General features: G+C 38.9%; 19 protein-coding genes. 13 read left to right on the top strand and 6 right to left on the bottom strand.

Going from position 1 to position 25,299, the window contains the following annotated elements:
* Nucleotides 1-433: FISUMP domain-containing protein (locus D0T49_RS07715; RefSeq protein WP_304623087.1), on the top strand; the 433-nt coding region annotated here is incomplete at its 5' end.
* Nucleotides 434-565: 132 nt separating this feature from the next.
* Here the strand turns inward: D0T49_RS07715 and D0T49_RS07720 are convergent.
* The 3 genes from D0T49_RS07720 to D0T49_RS07730 all read right to left on the bottom strand — a co-directional run bounded on the left by D0T49_RS07720 (nt 566) and on the right by D0T49_RS07730 (nt 4,392).
* Nucleotides 566-1,726 carry a glycosyltransferase gene (locus D0T49_RS07720; RefSeq protein WP_163630046.1) on the bottom strand — a complete coding sequence of 387 codons (1,161 nt, stop codon included), beginning with the start codon at nt 1,724-1,726 and terminating at the stop codon, nt 566-568.
* 101 nt (nt 1,727-1,827) lie between these two features.
* Nucleotides 1,828-2,991 (bottom strand): diaminopimelate decarboxylase, encoded by a 1,164-nt coding sequence (gene lysA, locus D0T49_RS07725; protein ID WP_163630048.1) that lies wholly within the window; start codon nt 2,989-2,991, stop codon nt 1,828-1,830.
* 90 nt (nt 2,992-3,081) lie between these two features.
* Nucleotides 3,082-4,392, bottom strand: a complete 1,311-nt coding sequence (locus tag D0T49_RS07730) for an aspartate kinase (protein WP_163630050.1) — start codon at nt 4,390-4,392, stop codon at nt 3,082-3,084.
* Nucleotides 4,393-4,587: 195 nt separating this feature from the next.
* On the opposite strand from D0T49_RS07730, the gene D0T49_RS07735 reads away from it, so the two are divergent.
* The 6 genes from D0T49_RS07735 (at nt 4,588) to D0T49_RS07760 (ending at nt 8,822) form a co-directional block, all read left to right on the top strand.
* Nucleotides 4,588-5,409, top strand: coding sequence for an RsiV family protein (locus D0T49_RS07735; RefSeq protein WP_163630052.1), 822 nt, complete (start codon nt 4,588-4,590; stop codon nt 5,407-5,409).
* 86 nt (nt 5,410-5,495) lie between these two features.
* Nucleotides 5,496-6,023, top strand: a complete 528-nt coding sequence (locus tag D0T49_RS07740) for a nitroreductase family protein (RefSeq protein ID WP_163630054.1) — start codon at nt 5,496-5,498, stop codon at nt 6,021-6,023.
* 6 nt (nt 6,024-6,029) lie between these two features.
* Nucleotides 6,030-6,353, top strand: coding sequence for a hypothetical protein (locus D0T49_RS07745; protein WP_163630056.1), 324 nt, complete (start codon nt 6,030-6,032; stop codon nt 6,351-6,353).
* A gap of 86 nt (nt 6,354-6,439) precedes the next feature.
* Entirely contained in the window at nt 6,440-7,207 is a 768-nt protein-coding gene (locus D0T49_RS07750; protein ID WP_163630058.1) for a Rossmann-like and DUF2520 domain-containing protein, read from the top strand.
* 9 nt (nt 7,208-7,216) lie between these two features.
* Complete coding sequence (locus D0T49_RS07755) at nt 7,217-8,206, top strand: geranylgeranylglycerol-phosphate geranylgeranyltransferase (protein ID WP_163630059.1); 990 nt, start codon at nt 7,217-7,219, stop codon at nt 8,204-8,206.
* Between the two features lie 37 nt (nt 8,207-8,243).
* Entirely contained in the window at nt 8,244-8,822 is a 579-nt protein-coding gene (locus D0T49_RS07760) for a Maf-like protein (protein WP_163630061.1), read from the top strand.
* 180 nt (nt 8,823-9,002) lie between these two features.
* Here the strand turns inward: D0T49_RS07760 and rpsU are convergent, their stop codons facing one another.
* The gene (rpsU, locus tag D0T49_RS07765; RefSeq protein WP_163630063.1) at nt 9,003-9,194 is read right to left on the bottom strand and encodes a 30S ribosomal protein S21; all 192 of its coding nucleotides are present in this window, start codon (nt 9,192-9,194) and stop codon (nt 9,003-9,005) included.
* 582 nt (nt 9,195-9,776) lie between these two features.
* Between rpsU and D0T49_RS07770 the strand changes: the two genes are divergently transcribed.
* On the top strand, nt 9,777-13,604 hold the full coding sequence (locus D0T49_RS07770) for a TIM-barrel domain-containing protein (protein WP_163630065.1): 3,828 nt from the start codon (nt 9,777-9,779) through the stop codon (nt 13,602-13,604).
* 113 nt (nt 13,605-13,717) lie between these two features.
* On the opposite strand, the gene D0T49_RS07775 is transcribed toward D0T49_RS07770, so the two are convergent.
* Nucleotides 13,718-15,238: a DUF4301 family protein gene (locus D0T49_RS07775; RefSeq protein ID WP_163630067.1), complete on the bottom strand. Its 1,521-nt coding sequence runs from the start codon at nt 15,236-15,238 to the stop codon at nt 13,718-13,720.
* A gap of 304 nt (nt 15,239-15,542) precedes the next feature.
* Here D0T49_RS07775 and D0T49_RS07780 point away from each other — a divergent pair, with 304 nt between their 5' ends.
* The 5 genes from D0T49_RS07780 to D0T49_RS07800 all read left to right on the top strand — a co-directional run bounded on the left by D0T49_RS07780 (nt 15,543) and on the right by D0T49_RS07800 (nt 24,724).
* On the top strand, nt 15,543-18,911 hold the full coding sequence (locus D0T49_RS07780) for a TonB-dependent receptor (protein ID WP_163630069.1): 3,369 nt from the start codon (nt 15,543-15,545) through the stop codon (nt 18,909-18,911).
* A gap of 26 nt (nt 18,912-18,937) precedes the next feature.
* A complete protein-coding gene (locus D0T49_RS07785) occupies nt 18,938-20,881 on the top strand; it encodes a RagB/SusD family nutrient uptake outer membrane protein (protein WP_163630071.1) in 1,944 nt (647 codons plus the stop codon).
* An 80-nt stretch (nt 20,882-20,961) separates the two neighbouring features.
* A complete protein-coding gene (locus tag D0T49_RS07790; RefSeq protein WP_163630073.1) occupies nt 20,962-22,404 on the top strand; it encodes a polysaccharide lyase family 1 protein in 1,443 nt (480 codons plus the stop codon).
* A gap of 10 nt (nt 22,405-22,414) precedes the next feature.
* Nucleotides 22,415-23,311: a hypothetical protein gene (locus tag D0T49_RS07795; protein ID WP_163630075.1), complete on the top strand. Its 897-nt coding sequence runs from the start codon at nt 22,415-22,417 to the stop codon at nt 23,309-23,311.
* A gap of 9 nt (nt 23,312-23,320) precedes the next feature.
* Nucleotides 23,321-24,724 carry a polysaccharide lyase family 1 protein gene (locus tag D0T49_RS07800; RefSeq protein WP_163630077.1) on the top strand — a complete coding sequence of 468 codons (1,404 nt, stop codon included), beginning with the start codon at nt 23,321-23,323 and terminating at the stop codon, nt 24,722-24,724.
* Between the two features lie 84 nt (nt 24,725-24,808).
* On the opposite strand, the gene D0T49_RS07805 is transcribed toward D0T49_RS07800, so the two are convergent.
* On the bottom strand, nt 24,809-25,299 hold a 491-nt coding region (locus D0T49_RS07805; protein ID WP_239057034.1), incomplete at its 5' end, for a fibrobacter succinogenes major paralogous domain-containing protein.

The following is a 25,299-nucleotide window of genomic DNA, read 5'->3' on the forward strand; positions in this document are numbered from 1 at the left end:
CAATTGGACTACAGCTGTTACTGTCGACCTTAACTGGCGTAACCAAAAGAATACTACTTACGACCCATGCCCTACAGGTTGGCGCGTTCCCGCTCAGGGTGAATGGAGTGATATCTTCCGTGGTGGCTCGGCTCTCGGAGCTAAAACTACTGCTGTAGCCAATACTTGGACATGGTACGCCGCTGCTAACGGTACTGCCGGTTACGAGATTAAACCAGATGGTGAAACTACTACTCTCTTTTTGCCCGCCGCTGGTAGCCGCTTTGGCAGTACCGGCGAATTATACGGTGTAGGTGCTGATGGCTACTATTGGAGTGGTAGCCTTAGCAGTGTGTACTCGCTCTACTTGTATTTTAATGGTAGTGTTGTGGCCCCTGTAACCCAACATTATCGTACGTACGGCTTCAGTGTGCGGTGTATTGCGGATTTATAATATATACGAGTGTGTATTAGATAATCCAATGGTACAAGCCGGAAAGTGGCGGGCTTGAATAACAGAAAATAAATTATAAACAAAAACAGAGCTACTGAAAAAATAGCTCTGTTTTTGTTTATATGATAAGGTTTATTTCCACCTAATTTTATCCTTTTTAGTTTTTCCTGTAAGCATAACAAACAGGGTAAACAGGGGGAGGAAAATATCCAAAAACAAGATGCTTAGGTAGTACTTATCTCCGTGAAATAGCTTAGATGTTCGGTTTATTACGCACATCTGAGTAATGAGGCGCACGAGCAGTAAAATTCCCCCTGCTATGATAGTAACAATATTTCCAAACAAGGTAATCAACAAAAAGGCGAGGTAAAACAGCCCTCTGCTTACAGGTTCTATTCCTAATTGCTTTTTAGTTGATGCTTTGTATTTTACTGAACTTGACAGGTGGCGGGTTTTCTGGTAATACCAATTTCTGAATGTTTTTTTAGGGTCGGACCACATTATGCTTTCGGGCGATATTTCTATACGGGTGTTTTTATCGCTACAGCCTTTGTTTACCAACAAATCATCGTCGCCCGACAATAGGTTTAAATGCGAACTGAATCCTTTCAGGTTGAAAAAGGTATCTTTCCTGTAAGCCAAATTTCGTCCCACACCCATATAAGGTTTTCCGTCCAATGCCATTCCCATGTACTGCATAGCAACAAACAGTGTGTCGTAAGTGATAAGTTTGTTCAACAATCCCTTTTCTTTATAATAGGGGCCATAACCCAGTACAAAATCAGTTTCGGGGGTAAAGTTTCTTACCATGTGCGAAATCCATTGGTTGCTTTCGGGTGAGCAGTCTGCGTCAGTAAACAACAGTATGTCGTGTTTAGCTGCCTTTATTCCAAGTGTTACAGCCAGTTTTTTCGAACTGAGGTTTTTAGCCCCTACCGGAACAAATGTAGTGCGGAGGTGCGGATATTTATCTTTGAATTGTTCGAGAATGATGCTTGTATCGTCTGCCGAAGCATCGTCTATTACAATCACTTCAAATTCGGGATAATCTTGTTCCAGTATTTTAGGAAGAAATTCCTGCAGGTTTTTTTCTTCGTTCTTGGCAGCAATAATAACCGATACAGGTGGTTGTGCAGTGCTGAATTCAATTTTATTTTTTTTTATCTTTTTCGATTGGCGGATTATGCCTGAAAGATAGCGAAAATAAAAACAGGTCTGATAAACGAACATGAGAAGCATTATTGCCAAAGTAACAAGTTCGGCCCACGAGAAATAGAATCCTAAAATATCCATTTAATACAAGTCTTTATAAAATTATATGCTCCGTATGACATTTGGTAAATCAAACCGATAGTCAAACGAAGCAAATATAAGGTTTTTATTAGCAATAAAATTTATTTTAGTTCGTCACTTGTGTAAGCCTTGGGGAGTTTGCGCAAGTTGTATCGAGAAGCCATAATTTCGCCATAAGCTCCGGCCGAGCGTAAGGCTATTATATCGCCGCGTTTTGTTCCGTTCATTTTATATGCTTTGGCAAACGTGTCGGACGATTCGCATATAGGCCCTACAATGTCGTATTCACTTTCGTTTGCTTCCGAGGTAAGATTCTCAATTCGGTGATATGCCTGATATAGCGTTGGGCGGATAAGGTCGGTAAAACCAGCATCCAGTATGGCGAATTGTTTTGTAGCGCCTTGTTTTATGTACAATACACGCGACAGAAGGCTTCCACATTGCCCTACCACCGAGCGTCCTAGTTCGAAGTGCAGGGTTTGATGTGGCTTAAGGCTCAGATGTCCACGAAATACATTGAAATACGCTTCGAAATCGGGGATAGGGAAGTGGTTAGGATGCTCGTAGTTAATACCCAGACCGCCACCTACGTTGATATGGTCTAATACAATGTTGCGCGATGTAAAATACTCCTGAATTTCGTTGACTCGCACACATAAGCCTTGGAACGAAGTCATGTCAGTAATTTGCGACCCGATATGAAAGTGGATTCCTACCAGTTTCACGTTTTTTAGTTTCGGGAAAGTTTCGATTACCGTATCTAAATCATCCATATTGATACCAAACTTATTCTCGTTAAGTCCGGTGGTTATATAATGGTGCGTATTGGCGTTTACATTCGGATTGATGCGTAAGGCTACTTGTGCTACCTTGCCCTTTTGTGCTGCCAGTTCGTTGATTACTTCAAGCTCGGGAAGCGATTCTACATTAAAGCAAAAGATGTTGTTGTCCAATCCGAGGTTGATTTCCCAGTCGGCTTTTCCAACTCCCGCAAAAACTATTTTGTCGGTGGGTACCCCTGCATCAATAGCAGCTTGAATTTCGCCACCACTTACACAGTCGGCTCCGAAACCTGCATTTTTAATCTCTCTTAATACCTCTGCGTTTACATTTGCTTTCATGGCATAGTGCACATGATAGTTGGAGTCTTTATCAATACAACGATGAATTTCTTTCAATGTATCACGAAGTAAATCCAAATCGTAATAATAAAATGGTGTTTCGATCTTTTCAAATTTCTGAACCGGATAATTAGCTTTTAACATAATACTAAGGTAAGATATATGTGGTGTAAAGGGGGTAAATATTTTTTCGGGTAAAACCTTTTGTTTGATTTTACCCGAAAAGCAATCTGATTAAAATAAGTTTTTGCTTAATGCATTGAGTGCTTTATTCTTGTCTTCGGCTTTGATGAGGAAGGAAATGTTGTAATTGCTTCCTCCGTATGAAATCATCCTGACAGGAATGTCTTTCAGCGCATTTACTACCTCTGCTTGGAATCCTACGTTTTCGTACGGCATATCGCCTACCACGCAGATGATAACCATATCGGAATCAACTGTAACGGTTCCGAATTTTTTCAGGTCGTTTACAATCTCGTCCAGATGTTTTGTATTATCTATAGTTACAGAAACTCCTACTTCGGAGGTTGTTACCATATCGATAGGCGTGCGGTATGATTCGAAAATCTCAAATACCTTGCGAAGGAATCCGTGAGCCAACAGCATCCGCCCCGATTTGATTTTGATTGAAGTAATATTGTCTTTTGCAGCAACAGCTTCGATTTTACCTTTAACTATCTGATTCGAAATAAGCGTTCCCGGAGCTTTTGGCTCTATGGTGTTCAACAAGCGCACCGGTATGTTGTTGAGTTTAGCAGGCAGTATACAAGTGGGGTGAAGTATTTTCGCTCCAAAGTATGCTAATTCTGCAGCTTCTTCGAAATGCAACATGCGCACAGGTTGAGTTCCTTCTACTATGCGAGGGTCGTTGTTGTGCATTCCGTCAATGTCAGTCCATATCTGGATTTCGGCGGCATTGATTGCAGCTCCTATCAGCGATGCTGTATAGTCGCTACCGCCCCGTTGCAAGTTGTCTATTTCGCCATAGAAATTACGGCAGATATATCCTTGCGTTATAAGAATGTCGGCACATGCGTTTTCTTCAACGTACTTAGCCAGATGCTCGGCGATATAGGCAGTATCAGGTTCTGCGTTTTTATCGATGCGCATAAATTCGAGTGCCGGAAGTAGTGCGCTGCTCTTTTCATTTTCCAGCATATACAGGTGAAACATTGCCGTCGACAGAAGCTCGCCTTGTGCAAGGATGGCTTTTTCTTCGAAAACAGTAAAAACTGATTTTGAAAATGAACGGATATATTCGAAATGAGATTTTATAATCTCGGTACATTCTAACTTATATTTTTCGGTCGAAAATAATTCGTCGATAGTGCTGAAATACTTTTGCTCCAGCATATTGATTTTTTCTAATGCGCCGGACATGTTGTTTTTGTAGAAATAGTCCGAGATTTCTACTAAACTATTTGTCGTTCCGGACATAGCCGATAAGACAACAATTTTCTGTTCCCCATCACATACTAAGTTTGCGACATCTTTAATACGGGCAGCAGAACCTACGGATGTTCCGCCAAATTTTAATACTTTCATTGATTTTACTAAAAAATTGTTGGATAATTTTTATTTTAGCTGCAAAAATAATACTTTTTTTTGAGATATGCAGGCTCATTCTTTTTTTGTGAAAAAGATTGAATTTAACTAACAAATCAATATCATTTATTCGTCGGTTGTGTTTTTTCCACATTAAAATCGTAATTTTGCTTCTTAAATCCAAATATCAATGTTATGAAAAAGAATTTTTTCCGTTTTTCTGCTTGCCTTCTTACGGTCTTTTTCTTTTATTCTTGTGGCTCTGATGTGGTTGAAACCGAATTGTTTCAGTTCAGTAAAAAGTATTACTTGACACAAGACACCGTAAAGGGTGTGCTGGAAGTGAATGCAAGGATAGAAATACCATCGAAATATAAAGATGCGGCTGTGCTGAAAAGTGTCAGGAATGATATAGTGGAAAAACTGTTTGGCAATAAATACCTGCAATATGCCAATAGTGAGATTCTACAGCGTTTTGCACTTAGCATGGAGAAGGAGTATCGTGCTAATAATCTTCCGTTTGTGGAGGATTTGGCATCCGATGAAATCGGATTTGCGTATAACAATGATTATATGTTGGAGTCGTTTGCATTGCTGAATGACGGACATCTATTTTCGTACGGTAGCGATTTGTATGTGTATATGGGTGGAGCTCACGGAATAACCCACCGCCTGTATTATAATTATGATTTAAGAGATGGGAAATTGCTAACTGAGAATGACTTGTTTGTAGATGGTTATAAACCCCGTGTTACTGAATTGATGAAAAAATATATTGCTGAAAACAACGGACTGTCGAGTTCGGAAGCCGATTTTGTTGAGAATTATTGGGTAGACCAGATTAGGCCGAATGGTAATTTTTATATTACGACCGAAGGGATAAACTACGTTTTCAATCCTTATGAGATAGCACCATATTCGTTTGGACATACTGAGGTCAGGTTGCCTTTTGCACAAATTGAGGGCATTATAAAAGCGAATAGCCCGATAGCTTATTTGATTACAGCGAAACAATAATAGTGACTAAGTTACTAGTTACTAGTAGCGGCGATGTATGAAATAAATTAGCCTATTACGTACAATACTTTAATGAACGAAGATATATGAATAGTTTTTTTGAATTAGTGAAAACCCGCCGGAGTATTCGCAAGTATCAGGATAAACCTGTGGAGCCGGAAAAGATAAAACAGATTACAACTGCTGCTTTAATGTCGCCGGCATCAAAACGCAGCAACCCTTGGGAATTTGTAGTTGTGCAGGATAAAGACACGATGCAGAAACTCTCGGAGTGCCGCCCCAATGGTTCTAAACTATTGGAGAACGCTCCTTTGGGTATTGTAGTTGTAGCAGATACTACCAAGAGCGATGTGTGGTTCGAGGATGCTTCTATTGCCTCTATCATCATACAGCTTCAGGCGCAGGAATTAGGATTGGGAAGTTGCTGGGTGCAGGTGTATAACCGCGAAAAAGAGGAAGGGCAGACTGCCTCCGATTATATTTGTACCTTGCTGAATATACCAATGCATTATGCGGTACTGAATGTTGTGTCAATCGGTTACCCTGATGAAGAGCGTAAGCCTTATGATGAAGAAAAATTATCTTATGATAAGATTCACGAAGAAAAATTTTAAAAAAGAATGAAAAAAGATAGTCGTTTAGCATGGGGGGTGACCCTACTTTTGTTCGGTATCTTGTTTCTGTTGAAACAATTGGGAATCGTACCTGCCAATGTAGCCGGAGTTTTGTATGATGTAAGGAATTATCCAATTTTTATAGGTGTCATTTTTCTTATTTGCTACCGCAACAAGAGTGTTGGATGGATATTGCTGTTAGTGGGTGTGTTGTTGCGTATTTCCGATATAATAAAGTTAACCAGCCAATGGTCTAATTTTATCTGGCCTGTGCTGCTTATAGTAGCCGGAGTTATTCTTGTATTTGGAGTAAAGAAGGGGAAAGGGTAGAAGCCGGGTTGTAAGAGGTAAAAGGGAAAAGTGTTAATTTGTATATATTCGAAAGACTAATCACTATTAACTGGTAGCTAATCACTATGAAGATAGTTTTTATAGGGGCGGGGAATGTTGCGGTTCATTTGGCAACGGCTTTGAACGAGAAAGGGTTTGATATATGTCAGGTCTTTAGCCGTACGCAAGCATCTGCAAAGCATCTGGCCGATAAAATTAAATCCGAATATACTACAGAGCTTTCGCAAGTGAGAAAAGATGTTGATGTTTACATCTATTCGGTTAGCGACAATGCGCTGACTGGTATTATATCTTTGTTTCAAAACCCTGATACACTGCATATTCATACATCGGGCAGCATACCTATGAGTGTTTTTGCCGGAGCGGCCGAAAATTATGGTGTGCTGTATCCTTTGCAGACATTCTCGAAAGTGCGGGCTGTGGATTTTTCGGAAATCCCTGTTTTTATAGAGGCTGCTAACAGGCAATCGGAGGAGGTGATAACAAAAATGGCTCAAGAGCTAACAGCTAAAATTCATTTTACAGACTCGGAGAGTAGAAAAAAGCTCCATTTGTCGGCCGTTTTTGCCTGTAATTTTGTAAACCATATGTACGAGATTGGCTCAGAGTTGGTAAAAGATGCCGGATTCGATTTCGAGGTGTTGCGCCCGTTGGTAGAAGAAACTTATAAAAAAGTACAGGTATTATCTCCATTTGAAGCACAAACAGGACCGGCGGTCAGAAATGACAGCAATGTTATAGAAAAACATCTTGACTTGCTGGCAGGAAAACGAAATCTTGATGAGCTATATAAATTTATCAGTGAAGATATTTACTCCGTACACAAATCTTAAACGGTATTTATGCTGAATTATTTAAAAATAATCCGTTTTCCGAACCTTCTCTTTATTGTGTTGGTGCAATTTTTGATGCAACAGTCGGTAGTTACACCTATATTGCAGGTTTATGGGTTTGAAAGTATTTCTTTAGGTCTTAATTTCGTTCTTTTGGTTGCGGCTACGGTGTTTACTGCTGCCGGGGGCTATGTTTTAAACGATTATTTCGACGTTAAAATAGACGCTATAAACCGCCCCGAAAAGCAAATTGTAGGCAAGGCAATAAGTAAGGAAAGGGCGATGCGTTATTATCAGATTGTTACAGGCATAGGACTGGTGTGTGGCTTGTGTCTTTCGTATCTTGCCGGAAGTTTTACATTAGCATTTATTTTTATTGTAACACCCGGTTTGCTTTGGTTTTATTCGTCCAATTACAAACGTCAGTTTCTTATAGGCAATATAGTAACTGCTTTCAACACGGCTTTGTCGGTGCTTATAGTTGCTATAGTCGTGATGGCTTTCATGTACAAAAGCTATGGCAACCTGATATTTGAAACAAACATACCACGAACCATATATGGTTGGGTGGGAGGCTTTGCCGTATTCGCTTTTGTGCTGACATGGATACGCGAGGTAATAAAAGATATGGAAGATGAAAAAGGCGACCGCGAAATGGAATGTCGTACCATGCCTATAAAATGGGGGATGGGTAAAACCAAGATATTTGTCTGCGTTTTAATCTTGCTCACTGTTATTGCCTTATTTGTTGTCAACAAACTATATATTCCTTTCGAGGGAACGCTTACTATACGTTATATCGTAATAGGTTTGATAGTGCCAATGCTTGTTTTGATTTATCTTGTTTTCAGGGCTAAAACTCCTTCCGACTTCCATCAGTCATCAACCTTGTCTAAATTCATTATGCTCATAGGTGTTCTTTATTGCCTTGTATTTTATTACCTTCAGGCTAAAACGTACGGAATCACCATGTTTGGCTTGTTTTTAGTTGGGCAATAAGACTTACAACTCATAACTAATTTTTTTGTAACTATTTATGCTATCGCATTTAGACAAATTCCGTATAATACTGGGCTCACAGTCGCCGCGCCGGCAAGAGCTTCTGAAAGGTTTGAATATCGATTTCGAGGTGAAAACTATTGACGTGGAGGAAACATACCCTCATGGGCTTTCGGGTGCTGAGATACCCTGCTATTTGGCCGAAAAAAAAGCTAATGCTCATCCCTTAGATGATAATACCCTGCTTATTACGGCCGATACTATTGTTTGGCTGGATGGCGAGGTTTTGGGTAAGCCTGCAAATAAAGAAGAGGCAATATCAATGTTGAGTTCATTATCGGGCAAAATGCATGAAGTGATAACAGGAGTTTGTATCACAACCAAGAAGCGTAGAAAAACGTTTTCTGTAATGTCAGAAGTAACTTTTGCAAAGCTCACAGAAGATGAAATAAGCTACTATGTCGAAAACTACCGTCCTTATGATAAAGCAGGGGCTTACGGGGTGCAGGAGTGGATTGGTTATGTAGGTGTAGAGCATATAGAAGGCTCATACTACAATATAATGGGGCTTCCTGTGCAGAGGTTTTATACCGAATTGAAGAATTGGCACGGTTGACTCAGTCTGTGCTGAAATCAGAAATGAAATAATACAACAAAACAGTATGAAAAAATAAATTTCTCATACTGTTGTTATCTTGATTGTAAAAGTATAATCGAGAAGTCGTATTATATTGTACAACAACGGAGTAAAAACAAAACACATAAAAAGGACAAAATGCCTTTTTACCAATTGCTCTTAATCTTCGTTTTGTTGCATTTTTTGTACGTAAACCGCGTGGATTTTTTGCTCACGTTTTACGACTGAAGGTTTATGAAAAGCTTGACGACGGCGAAGCTCTTTTACAACACCTGTTTTTTCAAATTTACGTTTGAATTTTTTTAATGCTCTTTCAATGTTTTCGCCTTCTTTTACAGGAACTACGATCATAATTTATTTATTATTTAAATGATTATTTTTCAAAATTCGGAGTGCAAAAATAGCTATTCCTTTTTGAAAAACAAAACATTTTGCTAATAATTCTTATTATATTTATTCAACAGGGCTTTTTGTTGGTTTTTATCAAATTTTAGTAACTGTTAGGAAATGCTGGACAATAATTTCATATTGACCAGAATCGACATGCTTTAGGGTAACGTTCTTTTTATAGAAAAATATTCTCCAGAACTTAGAGGTTGTTTTAAATTTCCCCCAAAGAAACTATTCTAGTTTTGAATATATCTTTTTCGCAATAAATTATGTCCTTTTTTGTGACACGAAGTTGAGTGTAGCTAAATTTCACCTCTCATTTTACTCATTTAGCCCGCTAAAATTCGTAAAATGAAGTCAAAATTTCCCTAAAAAAATCACCAAAATTTATCTTGCAAGTAAAATTTAAACAACCTCTCTGGTATTTAATATCCTATAACACCTTTATGTGAATACTTTTGACTACTTTTGCGTATCTTGAAAAAATGTGAAAAACTATTTGGAGTAGTTTTAAAATCACATAATTAACAGAATATTAAAAACATGAGAAACTTAATTCGTAATTGTAAGCAAAGAAAATTTGTTTTGCTTGCTTTTGTTTTGCCATGGTTTTTGGTGAATGGTGTTGCAGCGCAACAAAACAAAAGCATTGTTGGAGTAAAAAAAATCAATCCTACTACAGTAGATGTATTGTTACCTGAAAATCAGCGTATGACGTTCGATTTTTATGGAGAGAATATCTTCAGGGTTTTTCAGGACAATTCCGGCGGAATTTTAAGAGACCCGGAAGCAAAGCCGGAAGCTCAGATTTTAGTTGATAATCCAAGAAAAAACGTTTCCGACCTTAAAGTATCTGAAGATGCTAATACTGTTTCTATTTCTACATCAAAAATTAATGTAGTATTGGATAAAAGCACTTCGCTTTTAAAGGTTATCAACCTTACTACAAATAAGGTGGTGATAGAAGAAGCTGAGCCAGTGCTTTTTGAAAAAAATAAAGTAACGGTTACTTTAAAGGAAAATTCCGAAGAGTATTTTTATGGTGGTGGCGTTCAGAACGGACGTTTTTCGCATAAAGGTAAGGCTATTTTCATCGAAAATCAGAATAGCTGGACTGATGGCGGTGTGGCTTCTCCAAATCCGTATTATTGGTCGACAAATGGCTATGGTGTAATGTGGTACACTTTCAAAAGGGGAAAATATGACTTTGGAGCAAAAGAAAAAGGTATTGTCCAGTTATACCATGAAACGGATTATTTAGATGTGTTTTATATGGTGAATGATGGTGCGGTAGCTCTTTTGAACGATTTTTACCAACTGACGGGATTCCCTGTGCTGATTCCTAAATTTGGATTTTATCAAGGCCACCTGAATGCTTATAACCGTGATTATTGGGTGGAAGATGAAAAAGGAATCCTGTTTGAGGATGGGAAACGATATAAAGAAAGCCAACGTGATAATGGTGGTATAAAAGAATCGCTGAACGGAGAAAAAGATAATTACCAGTTTTCGGCACGTGCGGTTATCGACCGTTATAACAACCACGACATGCCATTGGGATGGCTACTGCCAAATGATGGATATGGAGCAGGGTACGGGCAAACCGAAACATTGGATGGTAATGTAAAAAACCTGAAGGAATTGACTGATTATGCACATAAAAACGGTGTGGAAATCGGGCTATGGACGCAATCCGACCTTCATCCTAAACCGGATGTAAGCGCGTTGCTTCAACGTGACATTGTGAAAGAGGTAAGAGATGCGGGTGTCCGTGTACTGAAAACCGATGTTGCATGGGTGGGAGCCGGATATTCATTCGGTTTGAACGGAGTAACAGATGTGGCTCAGATAATGACCTATTATGGAGACAATGCACGCCCTTTTATCATATCTCTTGACGGTTGGGCTGGTACTCAGCGTTATGCAGGTATCTGGTCGGGCGACCAAACGGGAGGCGTATGGGAATACATTCGTTTCCACATCCCTACTTACATAGGTTCAGGATTGTCAGGAAATCCTAATATCAGTTCGGACATGGACGGTATTTTTGGCGGAAAAAATCTTACTGTAAATACACGGGATTTTCAGTGGAAAACCTTTACTCCTATGCAACTGAATATGGACGGATGGGGCTCTAACGAGAAATATCCGCATGCCTTGGGCGAGCCTGCTACTTCTATTAACCGTTGGTATCTTAAGCTGAAATCGGAACTGATGCCGTACGCTTATACCATCGCAAAAGAATCGGTAGACGGAAAACCAATGATTAGAGCCATGTTTCTGGATTACCCAAATCAATATACTTTGGGTAAATCAACCCAGTACCAGTATTTATATGGGCCTTATTTCTTAGTTGCACCAATTTACCAGGCTACTAAGAGTGATGATAATGGAAATGATATACGTAACGGAATCTATCTGCCCGAAGGTAAGTGGATTGATTATTTCTCAGGAGAAATATACACGGGAGAATGTATTATAAATAACTTTGATTCGCCAATCTGGAAACTTCCCGTTTTTGTAAAGAGCGGGGCAATTATCCCGATGGTAAATCCGAATAACAATGTTACGCAAATCAACGAGAATCTCCGTATATACGAAATATATCCCGACGGTTACAGCTCTTTTACAGAATACGACGATGATGGTGTTACCGAAGAATATAGGTTGGGCAAAGGGGTAACTACCTTAATCGAATCGAATGTGGATGCTAAAAACAATGTTGTGATAACTATTCATCCTGCCGAAGGAGGGTTTAGTGGTTTTGTAAAAGAAAAAGCAACTGAATTCAGAATTAATGTTACTGAAAAGCCTAAGAAAGTTACAGCTAAGATAGGTAAAAGCAAAGTCAAACTGACAGAAGTAAAATCGTTGGAAGATTTTGAAAATCAAGAAAATGTGTACTTCTATGATGGAATGCCTAATTTGAATAAATACGCAACCGCAGGCAGCGATTTTGAGAAAGAAGTGATTGTGAAAAATCCACAGTTACTTGTAAAATTGGCTTCTACTGATATTACTGCTAATACAACAACATTAAATATAAGTGGATATGTGTTTAATACTCAGGATAAGCATAAAGTTTCTACAGGTGCATTAACAGCTCCTGCAAATGCTAAAGTTGCGGAAGAAAACATAGAAGCATATACATTGCAACCAGCTTGGGATAAAGTGGCAAATGCTGATTATTATGAAATAGAATTTAATAATATGATGTATACAACCATTAAGGATACAGAGCTTCTTTTTGATGGTTTGCTGGCTGAAACTACTTACTCGTTCAAGTTGCGTGCTGTGAATAAGGATGGATATTCTGATTGGACAACATTAAGTGCGACTACAAAATCGAATCCGCTTGAGTTTGCTATTCAAGGTATAGTAGGGGAGACAACCGCTCAGAATCAGGGACGTTCTCTACTCAAACTGTTCGATTTCGAAGAAGGAGAGTTGTGGCATACAAAATATGGCGAAAACTCTATTCCGTTCGACCTTATTATGGATTTACGAACTATCAACCAGCTTGATAAATTCCATTACCTGCCTCGCGATAATGCCGGAAACGGAACAATACTTAAAGGCTCGGTGACTTACAGTATGGATAAGGAAAACTGGACTGAAGTTGGTGCCTTTGAATGGGCAAAAGACAATGAGGCAAAAGTATTTGAATTTGCCGGAAATCCAACAGCCCGTTATATAAAAATGACGGTTACCGAAGGTGTTGGCGGATTCGGTTCGGGTAAGGAGATTTATGTATTCAAAGTTCCGGGAACTGAAAGCTATATTCCGGGCGATATCAATAACGATGGCAAAATTGATAGTAATGATTTGACATCTTATACCAACTATACCGGACTAAGAAGGGGAGACAGCGACTTTGAAGGATATATCAGCAATGGCGATATCAACAAGAATGATTTGATTGACGCTTATGATATATCGGTGGTAGCTACACAGCTGGATGGTGGTGTGAGCGATGAGACGATAGAGAAAGTGAATGGTAAAATCCAACTGACTACTGCTAAGCAAACGTATAATAAGGATGAGATAATCGAAGTAAGAGTAAAAGGAACTAATCTTCGTTCGGTTAACGCTTTGAGTTTTGCTCTTCCGTACAACCCTCAAAACTATGAGTATGTAGGCTTAGAAGTCCTGAATTTGAAAGAGATGGAAAACCTGACCAATGACCGTTTGCATACAAATGGTGTGAAGGCATTGTATCCTACCTTTGTGAATATAGGTGAGAAAGAAGCTGTGGAAGGAACTACAGAACTTCTGGTCTTAAAATTCAAAGCAAAACAACGGGTGAAATTCGACCTGAAAGCCATCGATGGCATGTTAATAGATAAAGACTTGAATACACATAAGTTTTAGCAATTAAGTCATAACCTATAAAATAAGCGAGAGCAGTTATTGTAACTACTCTCGCTTTTATTTTATATTAGCTACAAATTTTTGTAAACTCGTAACTAATTTCTTGTAGCTGTTTATTGATGCTCAGGTCTCAGCAAATCATTTACAGTTTTTACAGGATTGAATGTTTCAACCGGAACTTCTACAAAAATAGTATTCCAGTCGCTCATAGCACCATTCCATAATCCCGGCAGCTCCAATGCTTTCAGCTCTTTTCCGTTTTTGGATTTCAGAGAAATAAATCCGGTATTTTTATCTACGTATTTCAATAGGTCGAACTTCTTTCCTTCGTAGTTTTTAACGCCACAAACCAAATCTACCGGATTAAAATGTGTAGAGCGCATCATTTTAGCCTTATCTACCGAATTGTTCACATCTATTTGCGAGCTTTCAAGTATTTGCGGCGAAATGCTGCCATCGTTGTTCTCTATAAGGAATGGCCCTCCACCCGGTTCGCCTGAGTTCTTTACCATACCGCACACACGTATCGGGCGGTTCAATTTTGTGATGAGATACTGGCGTAACTCTTCTTTTTTCAGCAACTCTATGTCCGGTTTCTGATTATTCAGTTGTTTATCGCAAAAGTCGGCAATTTCGTTTAATTCTTCGTCAGATATAGATTTGTTCTTTAACTGTTTCAGATATTCAAACGATTGCTGTTGCAGGTCGACCAGTATTCCTGCTATGATTTTTTTATAGGTAACTGTCTTGTCTTTTAAAGAATCAGGCACCACATTATCAATGTTTTTTATGAAGATAACGTCGGCCTCTAAATCATTCAGATTCTCAATAAGTGCACCATGCCCGCCGGGACGGAAAACCAAGTTGCCGTTTTCGTCGCGAAATGGTTGGTTGTTTTCATCGGCAGCGAGTGTGTCTGTTGATGGTTTTTGCTCTGAGAATGTTACGGAGTATTTTACATTGTATTTTTGTTCGTAATCAGATAGAAAAGCGTTTATATGTTTTTCAAACAGACTTTTATGTTCTTCCGAAACAGTAAAATGTACATTCGATTCATTTTCCTTGTTTGTAGCATACAGGGCTGCTTCAACTAAATGTTCTTTTACAGGTGTACGTTTTTCATCGGGGTAGGAGTGAAACAATAACAAACCTTTAGGCAGTGCACCATAATTTAGTCCCTCGGAATGAAGAAGGTTTTTTAAGATGGCTTTGTATTCCTTAGCTTCAATTAATTCATCAATCGATTTATTGTTGTTTTTTAAACAAACTTCGTTCAACGAGGGATAGAATGCGAACCGGTTTATCTCATCAAAGAATTTCTGAACGAAATGCTTTCCCGGTACATTCTCATTACTATCCAGAAATTCGAAAAGGTCTTTAAACATACGGCTTGCAGCACCCGATGCCGGAACAAACTTTAATATCGTAGCATTTGTCAGAAGGTATTTATCCCATACATCTTGGTATTTTGTTATTTCTTCCTGCGACACTTTTGTTATACCATTCCCAATTTCAGCAGCATTAATTATTTTAAGGAACGGGAATCCTGTTTTGAAAGCATTGAGTTGCTCTGTTATCAGGTTTTCAGATATCCCTTTTTCCTGTAAGGTTTGTTTGTCTTGTTGATGTAACATGGTTATATTGTTTATAATTATTACCAAATCAGAGTTGCAAAGATAAGTTATTTTTCCTGTATAAATATTAGTATTTATTACATTCTTTAAAGTACTTTTGTTTTTTAAACGATTGAACTTTAGTGTTTTGTTTCGATTAGAGGATTATTTGAAAGTCAAAAAATGCACTAATAAGCGTCATTTTTTACACATGCCATTGTTCTTAGGTATATATTTTTGTATCGTGTAAATTCTTTATTGGAAATAAAAAAAATAATATAAATTTAATGTTCAACCAAGTCTAATCATTTTTAAAATGCAAAAAGTGAATAAAAAAAATCTATTTAGCCGGTTGTTTTCCATCGTCTGTATGCTTTTTCTTACAGTTGGTATTATATCAGCCCAAGTGTCGCAGGTTTCGGGGAAAATAACAGATGAAGCTGGCGAGGCTATTATTGGAGCTACAATAATGGTAAAAGGTACAACGGCTGGTACCGTAACCGATTTTGATGGTAATTATAATATTACTGTTCCATCAGGAGGAAATACATTGTTGGTTTCTTATGTAGGGATGCAAACTCAGGAGTTGGTTATTTCTTCGAGCGTGATGAATATAACATTACGAGATGATTCTCAGGTGTTGGATGATGTTGTAGTTACAGGATACGGAACAACAAAAAAACGTGACTTAGTAACAAGTGTTGCATCTGTAGGAGCCGACCAACTGAAAGATATTCCGGTTACAAGCGCAGGAGAAGCCTTGCAAGGTAAATTGGCGGGTGTGAGTGTTACCACAACCGAAGGTTCGCCTGATGCTGATGTGAAAATTCGCGTTCGTGGGGGTAGTTCTCTTACTCAGAGCAGCGAACCGCTTTATATTGTCGATGGTTTTCCTGTAAGCAATATCAATGATATTCCTCCCGGAGATATTCAAAGCATGGACGTATTGAAAGATGCTGCCGCAACTGCCATATATGGAGCACAAGGAGCGAACGGGGTAATTATTATTACTACCAAGGACTCGAGTGCCGAAGGTGATAAGAATAGCTTATCTGTAGACTATTCGGGCTACATCGGTTGGAAAAAAATAGCTAAGAGATACGAAATGCTTAATAGCCGTGATTTTACGTTGATGCAATATGAATATGCTTATCTGGCAAAAGGAAAAAGCAATTTAGGTTCAAATTTTGCTACCTATTTCGACCAATATTATCATGATAATAATAAAAATGGTGATTATCAAACTCCTATCAACGAACTGTTGGATTATTGGGGAGGGGTAGAGGCTACCGACTGGCAAGATAAAACATTCGGCCGTACTGGTTTTAACTCCAATCATAATGTATCTGTTTCGGGTGGAAACAAGAATGCAAATTTCAATGCAAGCTATAGCCGCATTGATGATAAAGCCATTATGGAAGGTTCCAATTATATACGGAATAACTTGTCGCTGAAAGCAAAATTTAAACCATTGAAGGATTTAACTATAGGATTTACAGCCCGTTATACAAATACTGAGGTTTTAGGTTCGGGAGCAAATACAGCGGATGATGCAGGCTCGAAAACAGAATCGAGGGTACGTAATGCTATCGCTTACACTCCTGTAGAGCTGCTTACTAAAGATAATCCGGTGGCAGGGGTCGACGAAGAAAGTTTCGGTAGTTTATACGACCCTATTACTACTATCAATCATAACTATAAGTATAAAACAGATAACAAATGGACAATGAACGGTTATCTGACTTATAAGTTTGCGAAGCGATTTACTTTCCGTTCTGATGTAGGTTATGATTCAAGGCATGTAGAAACCGAGCGTTTTTATGGTCCTACTACTTATTACTCGCGCGAAGGAGATGGTAAAACAAATGCCGGTGGAGAATCGGGATATAGTTCAGCTTTTTTGACTAATAATTATTCTTCCAAATTCAGAAATTCAAATACATTAGAATATAAGCAAAAATTTAATAAAGAGCACAATCTTTCTGTTTTATTAGGTGAGGAGACTATTGTAAATAAAGGAGAAACAACTACTTTCGTAGGTTCGGGCTATCAGCCATATTATTCAGGCGAGGAGATATTTACAATATTGAACCAAGCATCGTATTTTTCATTCAAAAATTACATTGATCCTAAGGATAATATGTTGTCTTTCTTTGGTCGTGTGAATTATGATTATAAGGGGCGTTATTATTTAACAGGAACTATGCGTGCTGATGCTTCTACCCGCTTTGCAAAAGAAAACCAGTGGGGTTATTTCCCATCGGCAGCGGCAGCGTGGCGTGTTTCGGATGAGCCGTTTATGGCAGGTAGCAGTAATTGGCTGTCGAATTTAAAAGCACGTTTGAGTTATGGTGTAGCCGGAAATAACAACGTTGCTTTAGGCTATTTGTATCCGGGTTATCTTTCAAGCTCATTGAACTATATTGAAGACTTTGGTTCTATTCTGACTACAGGTGGTTCGGATGTTATTGCTCCCAATCCAGCGTTGAAATGGGAAACTACAACTACACGTAACTTTGGTATCGACTATGGTTTTTTTGGCGAACGTTTGAGCGGTGCTGTTGATATTTACTGGAACACTACTACCGATTTGATTCTTAAATATAAGATGATGATAGGGTATAACTATCAATACAGAAATGTAGGTTCTACCGAAAATAAAGGAGCTGAATTGTCAATTCGTGGAGTGATATTGGATAAACGTTCAAGCAGATTGTCTTATGGATTGGTTATTGATGCTAATATCAGTGCCAACAGAAATACAGTAAAAAGTCTTGGCGAATTAGATGAATTTCCGGTAAGTACAGCATATTTTAGCGCAAATTACCTGAATAATGATACTGAGTTTAAAGTAGAGCCGGGTGAGTCTATCGGACGTATTTACGGATATAAAACCAATGGTTGGTATACGACCGATGATTTTGTGAGCTACAATCCATCAAGCGACAAATGGTTGGATGAAAGTGGAAATACTATTGAAACGATTTTAGGTACTGCCCGCCCCGGTATGATGAAGTTGGATGGCGAAAAGGGCGAGACTCCACAACGAACTATTTTAGGGTCTACAATGCCATTGTTTACAGGAGGTTTTGCTATTTCTGCTCATGTAGGAGGCGAAAGCTGGGGACGATTGGATATGAATGCTAATTTTACTTACTCGTACGGAAATAAAATCCTTAATTTAAGTGCATTGGATTATTCTACAATATTCGATAAGTCGAAATTAAGAAACAATACATCTAATGTAGCTTATGGCAGTCGTTATTCATTATTTACAGAGAGTGGAAGTTATATTCCGGCATCAGCACAAACAGATGCAAGCAATCTTGTAACAGGCGAAAATTATGCAGTTTTAAGCAATCAATTGACAGAATCGAACAGTGGAGCTACCATTTACAATCCGGTAATGACATCGATAGCCATAACAGATAACATTGTGGAAGATGGATCTTTCTTACGCTTGTCTTCTTTAACGATAGGTTATTCTTTACCTGATAAGTGGATTAATAAAGCTTATATCTCAAATGCACGGATTTTTGTGACAGGTTCTAACTTATTTTGTCTGACAAAATACACAGGTTCGGACCCTGAGGTAGATACTGGTACAAAACGTAACCCATTGGCAGTAGGTGTCGATTTTTCGGCATATCCTAAGAGCAGGGGATTTAATATAGGTCTAAACTTATCTTTCTAATGAATTTTTTTAAACGATAGAAATACATGAAAACAATAAAATATATTATTATCGCATTTGTGGCTGTGTTGCTGACCGCGTGTTCTGACTTTTTTGGAACAGAAACACCGTCGGTTGTTTCTGAGGAAACTGTATATACACGCGTAGCGCTTACAGAGCAGGCCATAGCAGGAATTTATGAGCAGTTTGGTCTTGATAGGTCGTATCGTAACCGATTGTCTTGTGGATATCAGGGAATGAATTCGGACATCGAATATAATAGTAAAAATAGCGGAAAAGCTGATTACGCCATTTATAACATGAAGTATGAAGATGGAGACTTGAGCCACTCATCAGGAAAAGACCCTTGGTCGTATCTTACTACTATGATTGAACGTGCAAATTTAGTTATTCAAGGTATCGAAACATACTCGGATTTAGAACAAATCGAATTTCAGTATTTTTTAGGCGAAGCATTAACTTTGCGTGCTTTTATTTACCTCGAAATGATAAAATTCTGGGGAGATGTACCGGCTCGTTTCCATGCTATGGATGCGAATGAATCTATTTTTTCGGAGAAAGTAGACCGCAATGTTATATTCGAACAATTGAGAGTTGACCTGAAACGTGCATCTGAATTGTTGCCTTGGTCGGCCGATTGTCCCGGAGTGGCTAAAAACAATACTGGTCGTCCAAGTAAATCTTTAGCTTTAGGGTTGCTGGCACGTAATAATATGATGTATGCAGGTTATGCGTTGCGTCCCGATTTTATACAAAGAGGAGGTACTGCTCCATATAAAGTTCAGCTAAATACTCAGGACGCAGCCCTCCGTAAAGCTCTTTACGAAGAAGCACTGAACGCATGTGCTGAAATAATAAAAAATGATGATAGTAAATTGCAGACTTCTTTCGAAAAGGTGTTTAAAGACATATGTACCGATAATACAACCTACTCGAACAGCGAGTTTATATGGGAAATGCCATTTGCAAATGGTGCTCGCGGACAATTTCTGAATTATAACACAGTGAAATCAACAGATGCGCTGAAAGCTCTGAAAAATAACACAAGTGGTTCGACTAACGCAGTACAAATGATTGTTCCGACTTTCGTGTATGATTTTGAAGCAGGCGATAAACGTAGAGACGTCACTATTGCGCCTTATACATGGGTAAAAGATAACGCAAGTAAAACCGTTTCGGACGAGGCAAAAAGAGAAGCTCTTTTTCCGGGAACTCCAGCTTCGGACAACCGTTTGTATCAGAAAGAGCAAAAAATATCCGGATTTTATCTGAATAAATTCCGTATAGAATGGATGGCGCGAGAACGTAATGGTAACGACGATGGAATAAATTATCCTATCATACGTTATGCTGATATATTGCTGATGTTTGCTGAAGCCGAAATTGGAGGTGTAACAGGAGATGTACCTGCAAACACTACAGGATTGACAGGACAAGAGCAGTTTGATAAAATTCGTACCCGTGCCGGATTAACATCAAAACCATTGAACATGGAAAATTTGATGGAAGAGCGTAAATTTGAGTTTTGTGGAGAATATATACGTAAATATGATTTAATGCGTTGGGGTAAGTTGAAAGAAAGCCTTACTACAACAATGAGCCGTATAGCCGAGTTGGATCAGCATACAGGAGAATTTACTCAAACAGGCGATAGTATTTACTTCCAATACAAACAAGATAATAGTTTGGTATATACCGGTTCAGGTTTGAATGGTTATGTAATGAATAATGTATGGGGATTGCGCAAGGGAGAAGTTGGACGCCCTACCGGATTCGATTCGAACAATGGCTGGGTCGCAAAGAATATATTTGAATCCAGTTCGGACGGACGATATCTGAAACCTACTACTTATATGCTTTATTATGATGAAGCTACTATAGACTCCCGTCATTATTGGCCAATATTTAAAATCAATTTAGCATCGAGCAACGGTGCTTTGTGGAATGACTATGGTTATCCGAATGATTAAAAAAGAATTTTAAATAAAAAAAGAAGTATTGAGGTGTTTTTCTACCTTTAATACTTCTTTTTTCTTTTTAATACTATAAAATGAGAAAATTACTTATTCTGTTTTCAGTCTTTCTGTTGTTAGCTTGCAATAACTCTCCTGCCGATATCGAAGAAGATGATACTCCGGATAAAGTTCTTGCTTTTCCGGAAGCAGAAGGTGCCGGAGCTTATACTGTAGGAGGACGGGGAGGATTGGCTTTTTATGTCACCAGTTTGGAGGATGATGTTCAAAAGCCGGGAACCTTACGGTATATATTGAATCAGCCGGGCGCTAAGACCGTTCTTTTCAAAGTTGCAGGTATTATTGAACTTAACTCTCCTCTGAGGGTGAAAAACAGCAATCTTACCATTGCCGGACAGTCGGCTCCGGGCGATGGTATCTGTATCAAGAATTATCCTGTAATAATAGAAGCAAATAACGTCATTATCCGCTTTATCCGCTTCCGTATGGGAGATGAAAAAGCGGTAGAAGGCGATGCCATTACTTGTACAGGACGTTCCAATATAATTATCGACCATTGTTCGATGAGTTGGGGTACGGATGAATGTGCTTCGGCTTATGACAACTCTAACTTTACAATGCAATGGTGCATAGTTTCAGAAAGTTTGCGTAATTCGGTACATGGTAAAGGATCGCATGGATATGCCGGAATATGGGGTGGAAAAACCGTTTCGTACCACCATAACCTACTGGCACATCATGATAGTAGAAATCCCCGTTTTTGTGGGAGCCGTTATAGCAACGATGCTGAAGCTGAGAAAATAGACTTCCGTAATAATGTGATATACAACTGGGGAATGAACAGCGGATATGCTGGCGAAGGTGGTGTATATAATCTGGTAAACAATTATTATAAGCCCGGACCGGCTACCCGGGCACGGGGTGGAAGTGCTATGTATCGTATTTTTCAACCAAACTCGGACGATGGAAGCAACAAGCAGCCACAAGGCATTTGGGGCAAGTTTTACGTAATAGGCAATGTTATGGACGAAAACGAGGAAGTGACATCCGACAACTGGACTAAAGGCATACAACCTAATATAAAGTCGTACGATAAAGATTTTGATAAAGAAAGTATAAAAGCTGCCACTGAGTTTGATATTACCAAATATGAAGTCGTGCATACAGCCCACGAGGCTTATGCTGCTGTTTTAGAGAAGGCCGGAGCATCGTTTGTGCGTGATGTAGTGGACATACGTATTGTGGATGAGGTACGTAATAACAAATATACTTATACAGGCTCCAACGGAAGTAAAAACGGAATTATCGATTCGCAAAGCGATGCAGGTGGTTGGCCCGTTTATTCTTTTGATGAAAATAAAGTTCTGAAAGATTCGGACGGTGATGGTATACCGGATGAATGGGAGGATGCGAACGGACTGAATAAAAATAAGGCTTCGGATGGAAACGAAAAAACGCTGGATAAAAATTACACGAACTTAGAAGTGTATTTGAACAGTTTGGTGAAACATCTTTATTAATAGTAGCCTTATGAGGATATCTTTTTTACATAAAATAGCCATATTCGTTTATCTTACATTGCTATCTGTATTTACCGTTTATTCACAAGATAAAATAAAGATAACGCCAGAACGAAACAAAGATAATAGTGTTACGTTTTATTATGAAAAATTTGTTCCGGGAAGTTATTCTGTTACTGTTGAGTTTTCGAACATGCGAAATACTCACATGTCCAACTATTATGGAACCATAAAAAATGATAATGGGATTTTGTTTCACCTGAAACCTGTCAACAAAAATAATGCAATAACATTTTCGTATAAAACACGTTTTCAACGGGGTATTACAAACCCTAAAGTTGATAGCTTATTTGTATATGCATTGCCTTATTTACAAGGGAGTAGTTTGAAATATAGGAATTTAAAATATGCCGGAGAAACTTATTTGGACAAGGAGAAACCGGAAAGTTGGAAATCAAGCGGATTTGTTTCCGATAATGACACTGTGTGTGCTGCACGTAGGGGCATTGTGGTTGATATAGTAAATGAATATGGTATCGATACAGTAAATGTAAAATATACGAGTAAGAAAAATAAGATATTAATAGAACATGCTGATGGTAGTTTTGGCAGTTATTCGGGTTTTAAAAAAGATAATATCTTTGTCGAAATAGGTCAGGTTGTTGATGTTCAAACTCCATTAGGGATAGCTTGGGAGATAGCTAAAGAAAAACAGTATTTTATGTCTTTCTTTGTATCTTATTATGTACAAAGCAAAAATCAGGATAAAAGAGAATCTATATACATAACTCCATGTTTTTGGACAGAAGAGGGTGTAAAGCGACTTGATTCCAAAAATGAATATAAGGTCGTTATTACGGATGACATACTGAATAAAGAAGTGAAAAAGAAGAAAAAACAAAAATAATTTTATATTATGAAAAAAATATTTTTAATAACAACTTTGTTTCTGGCTGTAGTATTAAGTGTTTTGGCTGAGACACCGGCTTTTCCGGGGGCGTATGGTGGCGGAATGTACGCAACTGGCGGACGTGGTGGTAAAGTGTTGTATGTAACATCGCTTGCCGACGATGGCTCTGAGGGAACTTTGCGGTGGGCTTTGAGCCAAAAATATCCACGTATTGTAATGTTTAAGGTTTCGGGCACTATTGCTCTGACCCGGAAAATATCAATAAAAGAAGGTAACCTGACTATAGCAGGACAATCGGCACCCGGCGATGGTATTTGTATACGCGATCATGAAATAACAGTAAATGCCGATAATGTCATAGTCCGTTTTCTGCGTTTCCGCTTGGGTAACAGAGATTTGGAAAACGAGAGCGACGCGATAGGAGGAAGATATACTAAAAATGTAATTATCGACCATTGTTCCATAAGCTGGAGTATCGACGAGTGTGCCTCGTTTTACGATAACGAGGATTTTACCTTGCAGTGGTGTATCATTTCGGAGTCGCTTAACAATGCGGGGCATGCCAAAGGAGCGCATGGCTACGGTGGAATCTGGGGTGGTAAAAATGCAAGTTTCCACCACAATTTGCTTGCCCATCACAACAGCCGTAACCCTCGTTTTAATGGTTGGAAACGGTCAGGTTTGAAATATAAATCGCAGAATGATGAAGAACGGGTTGACTTTAGGAATAACGTTATTTTCAACTGGGGAGATAATGCGTCGTATGGTGGCGAAAGCGCGGGAAAGTATAATATAGTTGCAAACTATTATAAAGCAGGCCCGGCAACGAAAGTTTCGAAAAAATATGTGATTACTCAGGTTGATATGGATAAAGACCCTAAAGAAGTTCCTCCCGGACACGGATTTTACTATGTTGCCGATAATTATATGTATGATGGTGACCCGGTTAAAGGGAATGACTGGAAATATATGACATATGCTTCGGGTGTGAAGAAAAAAGAGGCTAGAAAAGATGTTGCATTTGAATGTACTCCTATTTTGCAACATGCTCCGGAAGAAGCATTTAAATGGGTTTTGGCTTATGCCGGAGCGTCGCTATATCGCGACGAAATAGATTTGCGCATAGTGCAGGAAACAATGACAGGCCGTCCTCGTTTCAAAGGTTCGGTTACAGGCCGTTCAGGTATCATTGATACCCCCGAAGATGTAGGTGGTTATCCTGTATATTATGCCGAAGAACCTCCGATTGATTCGGATAATGACGGAATACCTGATGATTGGTTCGAAAAAAACTACCCGGGAAAAACGGCAAACGATTTGGATGAATCGGGATATACCTACCTTGAGGTTTATCTGAATAGTATTGTTGCCGAAATAACCCAAAATCAATATATAGGCGCAAAATTATAGTTGGTTGAAACCCAACTGATAATATAATAATCCGTCTGGAAAACATAAATTCCGGACGGATTATTTTTTTGATTATCTACAATTTTACAAATCCGCAATACATCGTACACTAAAGCCGTACCCACGGGCGTTATTGGGCGCAGGATACACGAGACTATCATCGAAGGTCAGGCTGAGCGAATACGTACTGCTAAGGCTACCACTCCAGTAGTAGCCTCCAGACCCTACGCTGTAGAGCTCGCCACTACCGTGGTGGCGGTAGCCGGCGGCGGGCAAAAATAAAGTGGTAGTTTCGCCGTCGGGTTTAATCTCGTAACCGGCAGTACCGTTAGCAGCATCATGCCATGTCCAAGTATTGGCTACAGCAGTAGTTTTAGCTCCGGGAGCCGAGCCACCACGGAAAATATCACTCCATTCGCCCTGAGCAGGAACGCGCCAACCTGTAGGGCATGGGTCGTAAGTATTCTTTTGGTTACGCCAGTTAAGGTCGACAGTAACAGCTGTAGTCCAATTGAAAGGATAAGCAGTAACAAGGATGAAATCTCCATGTTCGGCGGTAACACCTGTTACCGTTG

The organism is Paludibacter sp. 221, assembly GCF_010501035.1.
In the GTDB taxonomy this organism is placed as follows: domain Bacteria; phylum Bacteroidota; class Bacteroidia; order Bacteroidales; family Paludibacteraceae; genus QVMH01.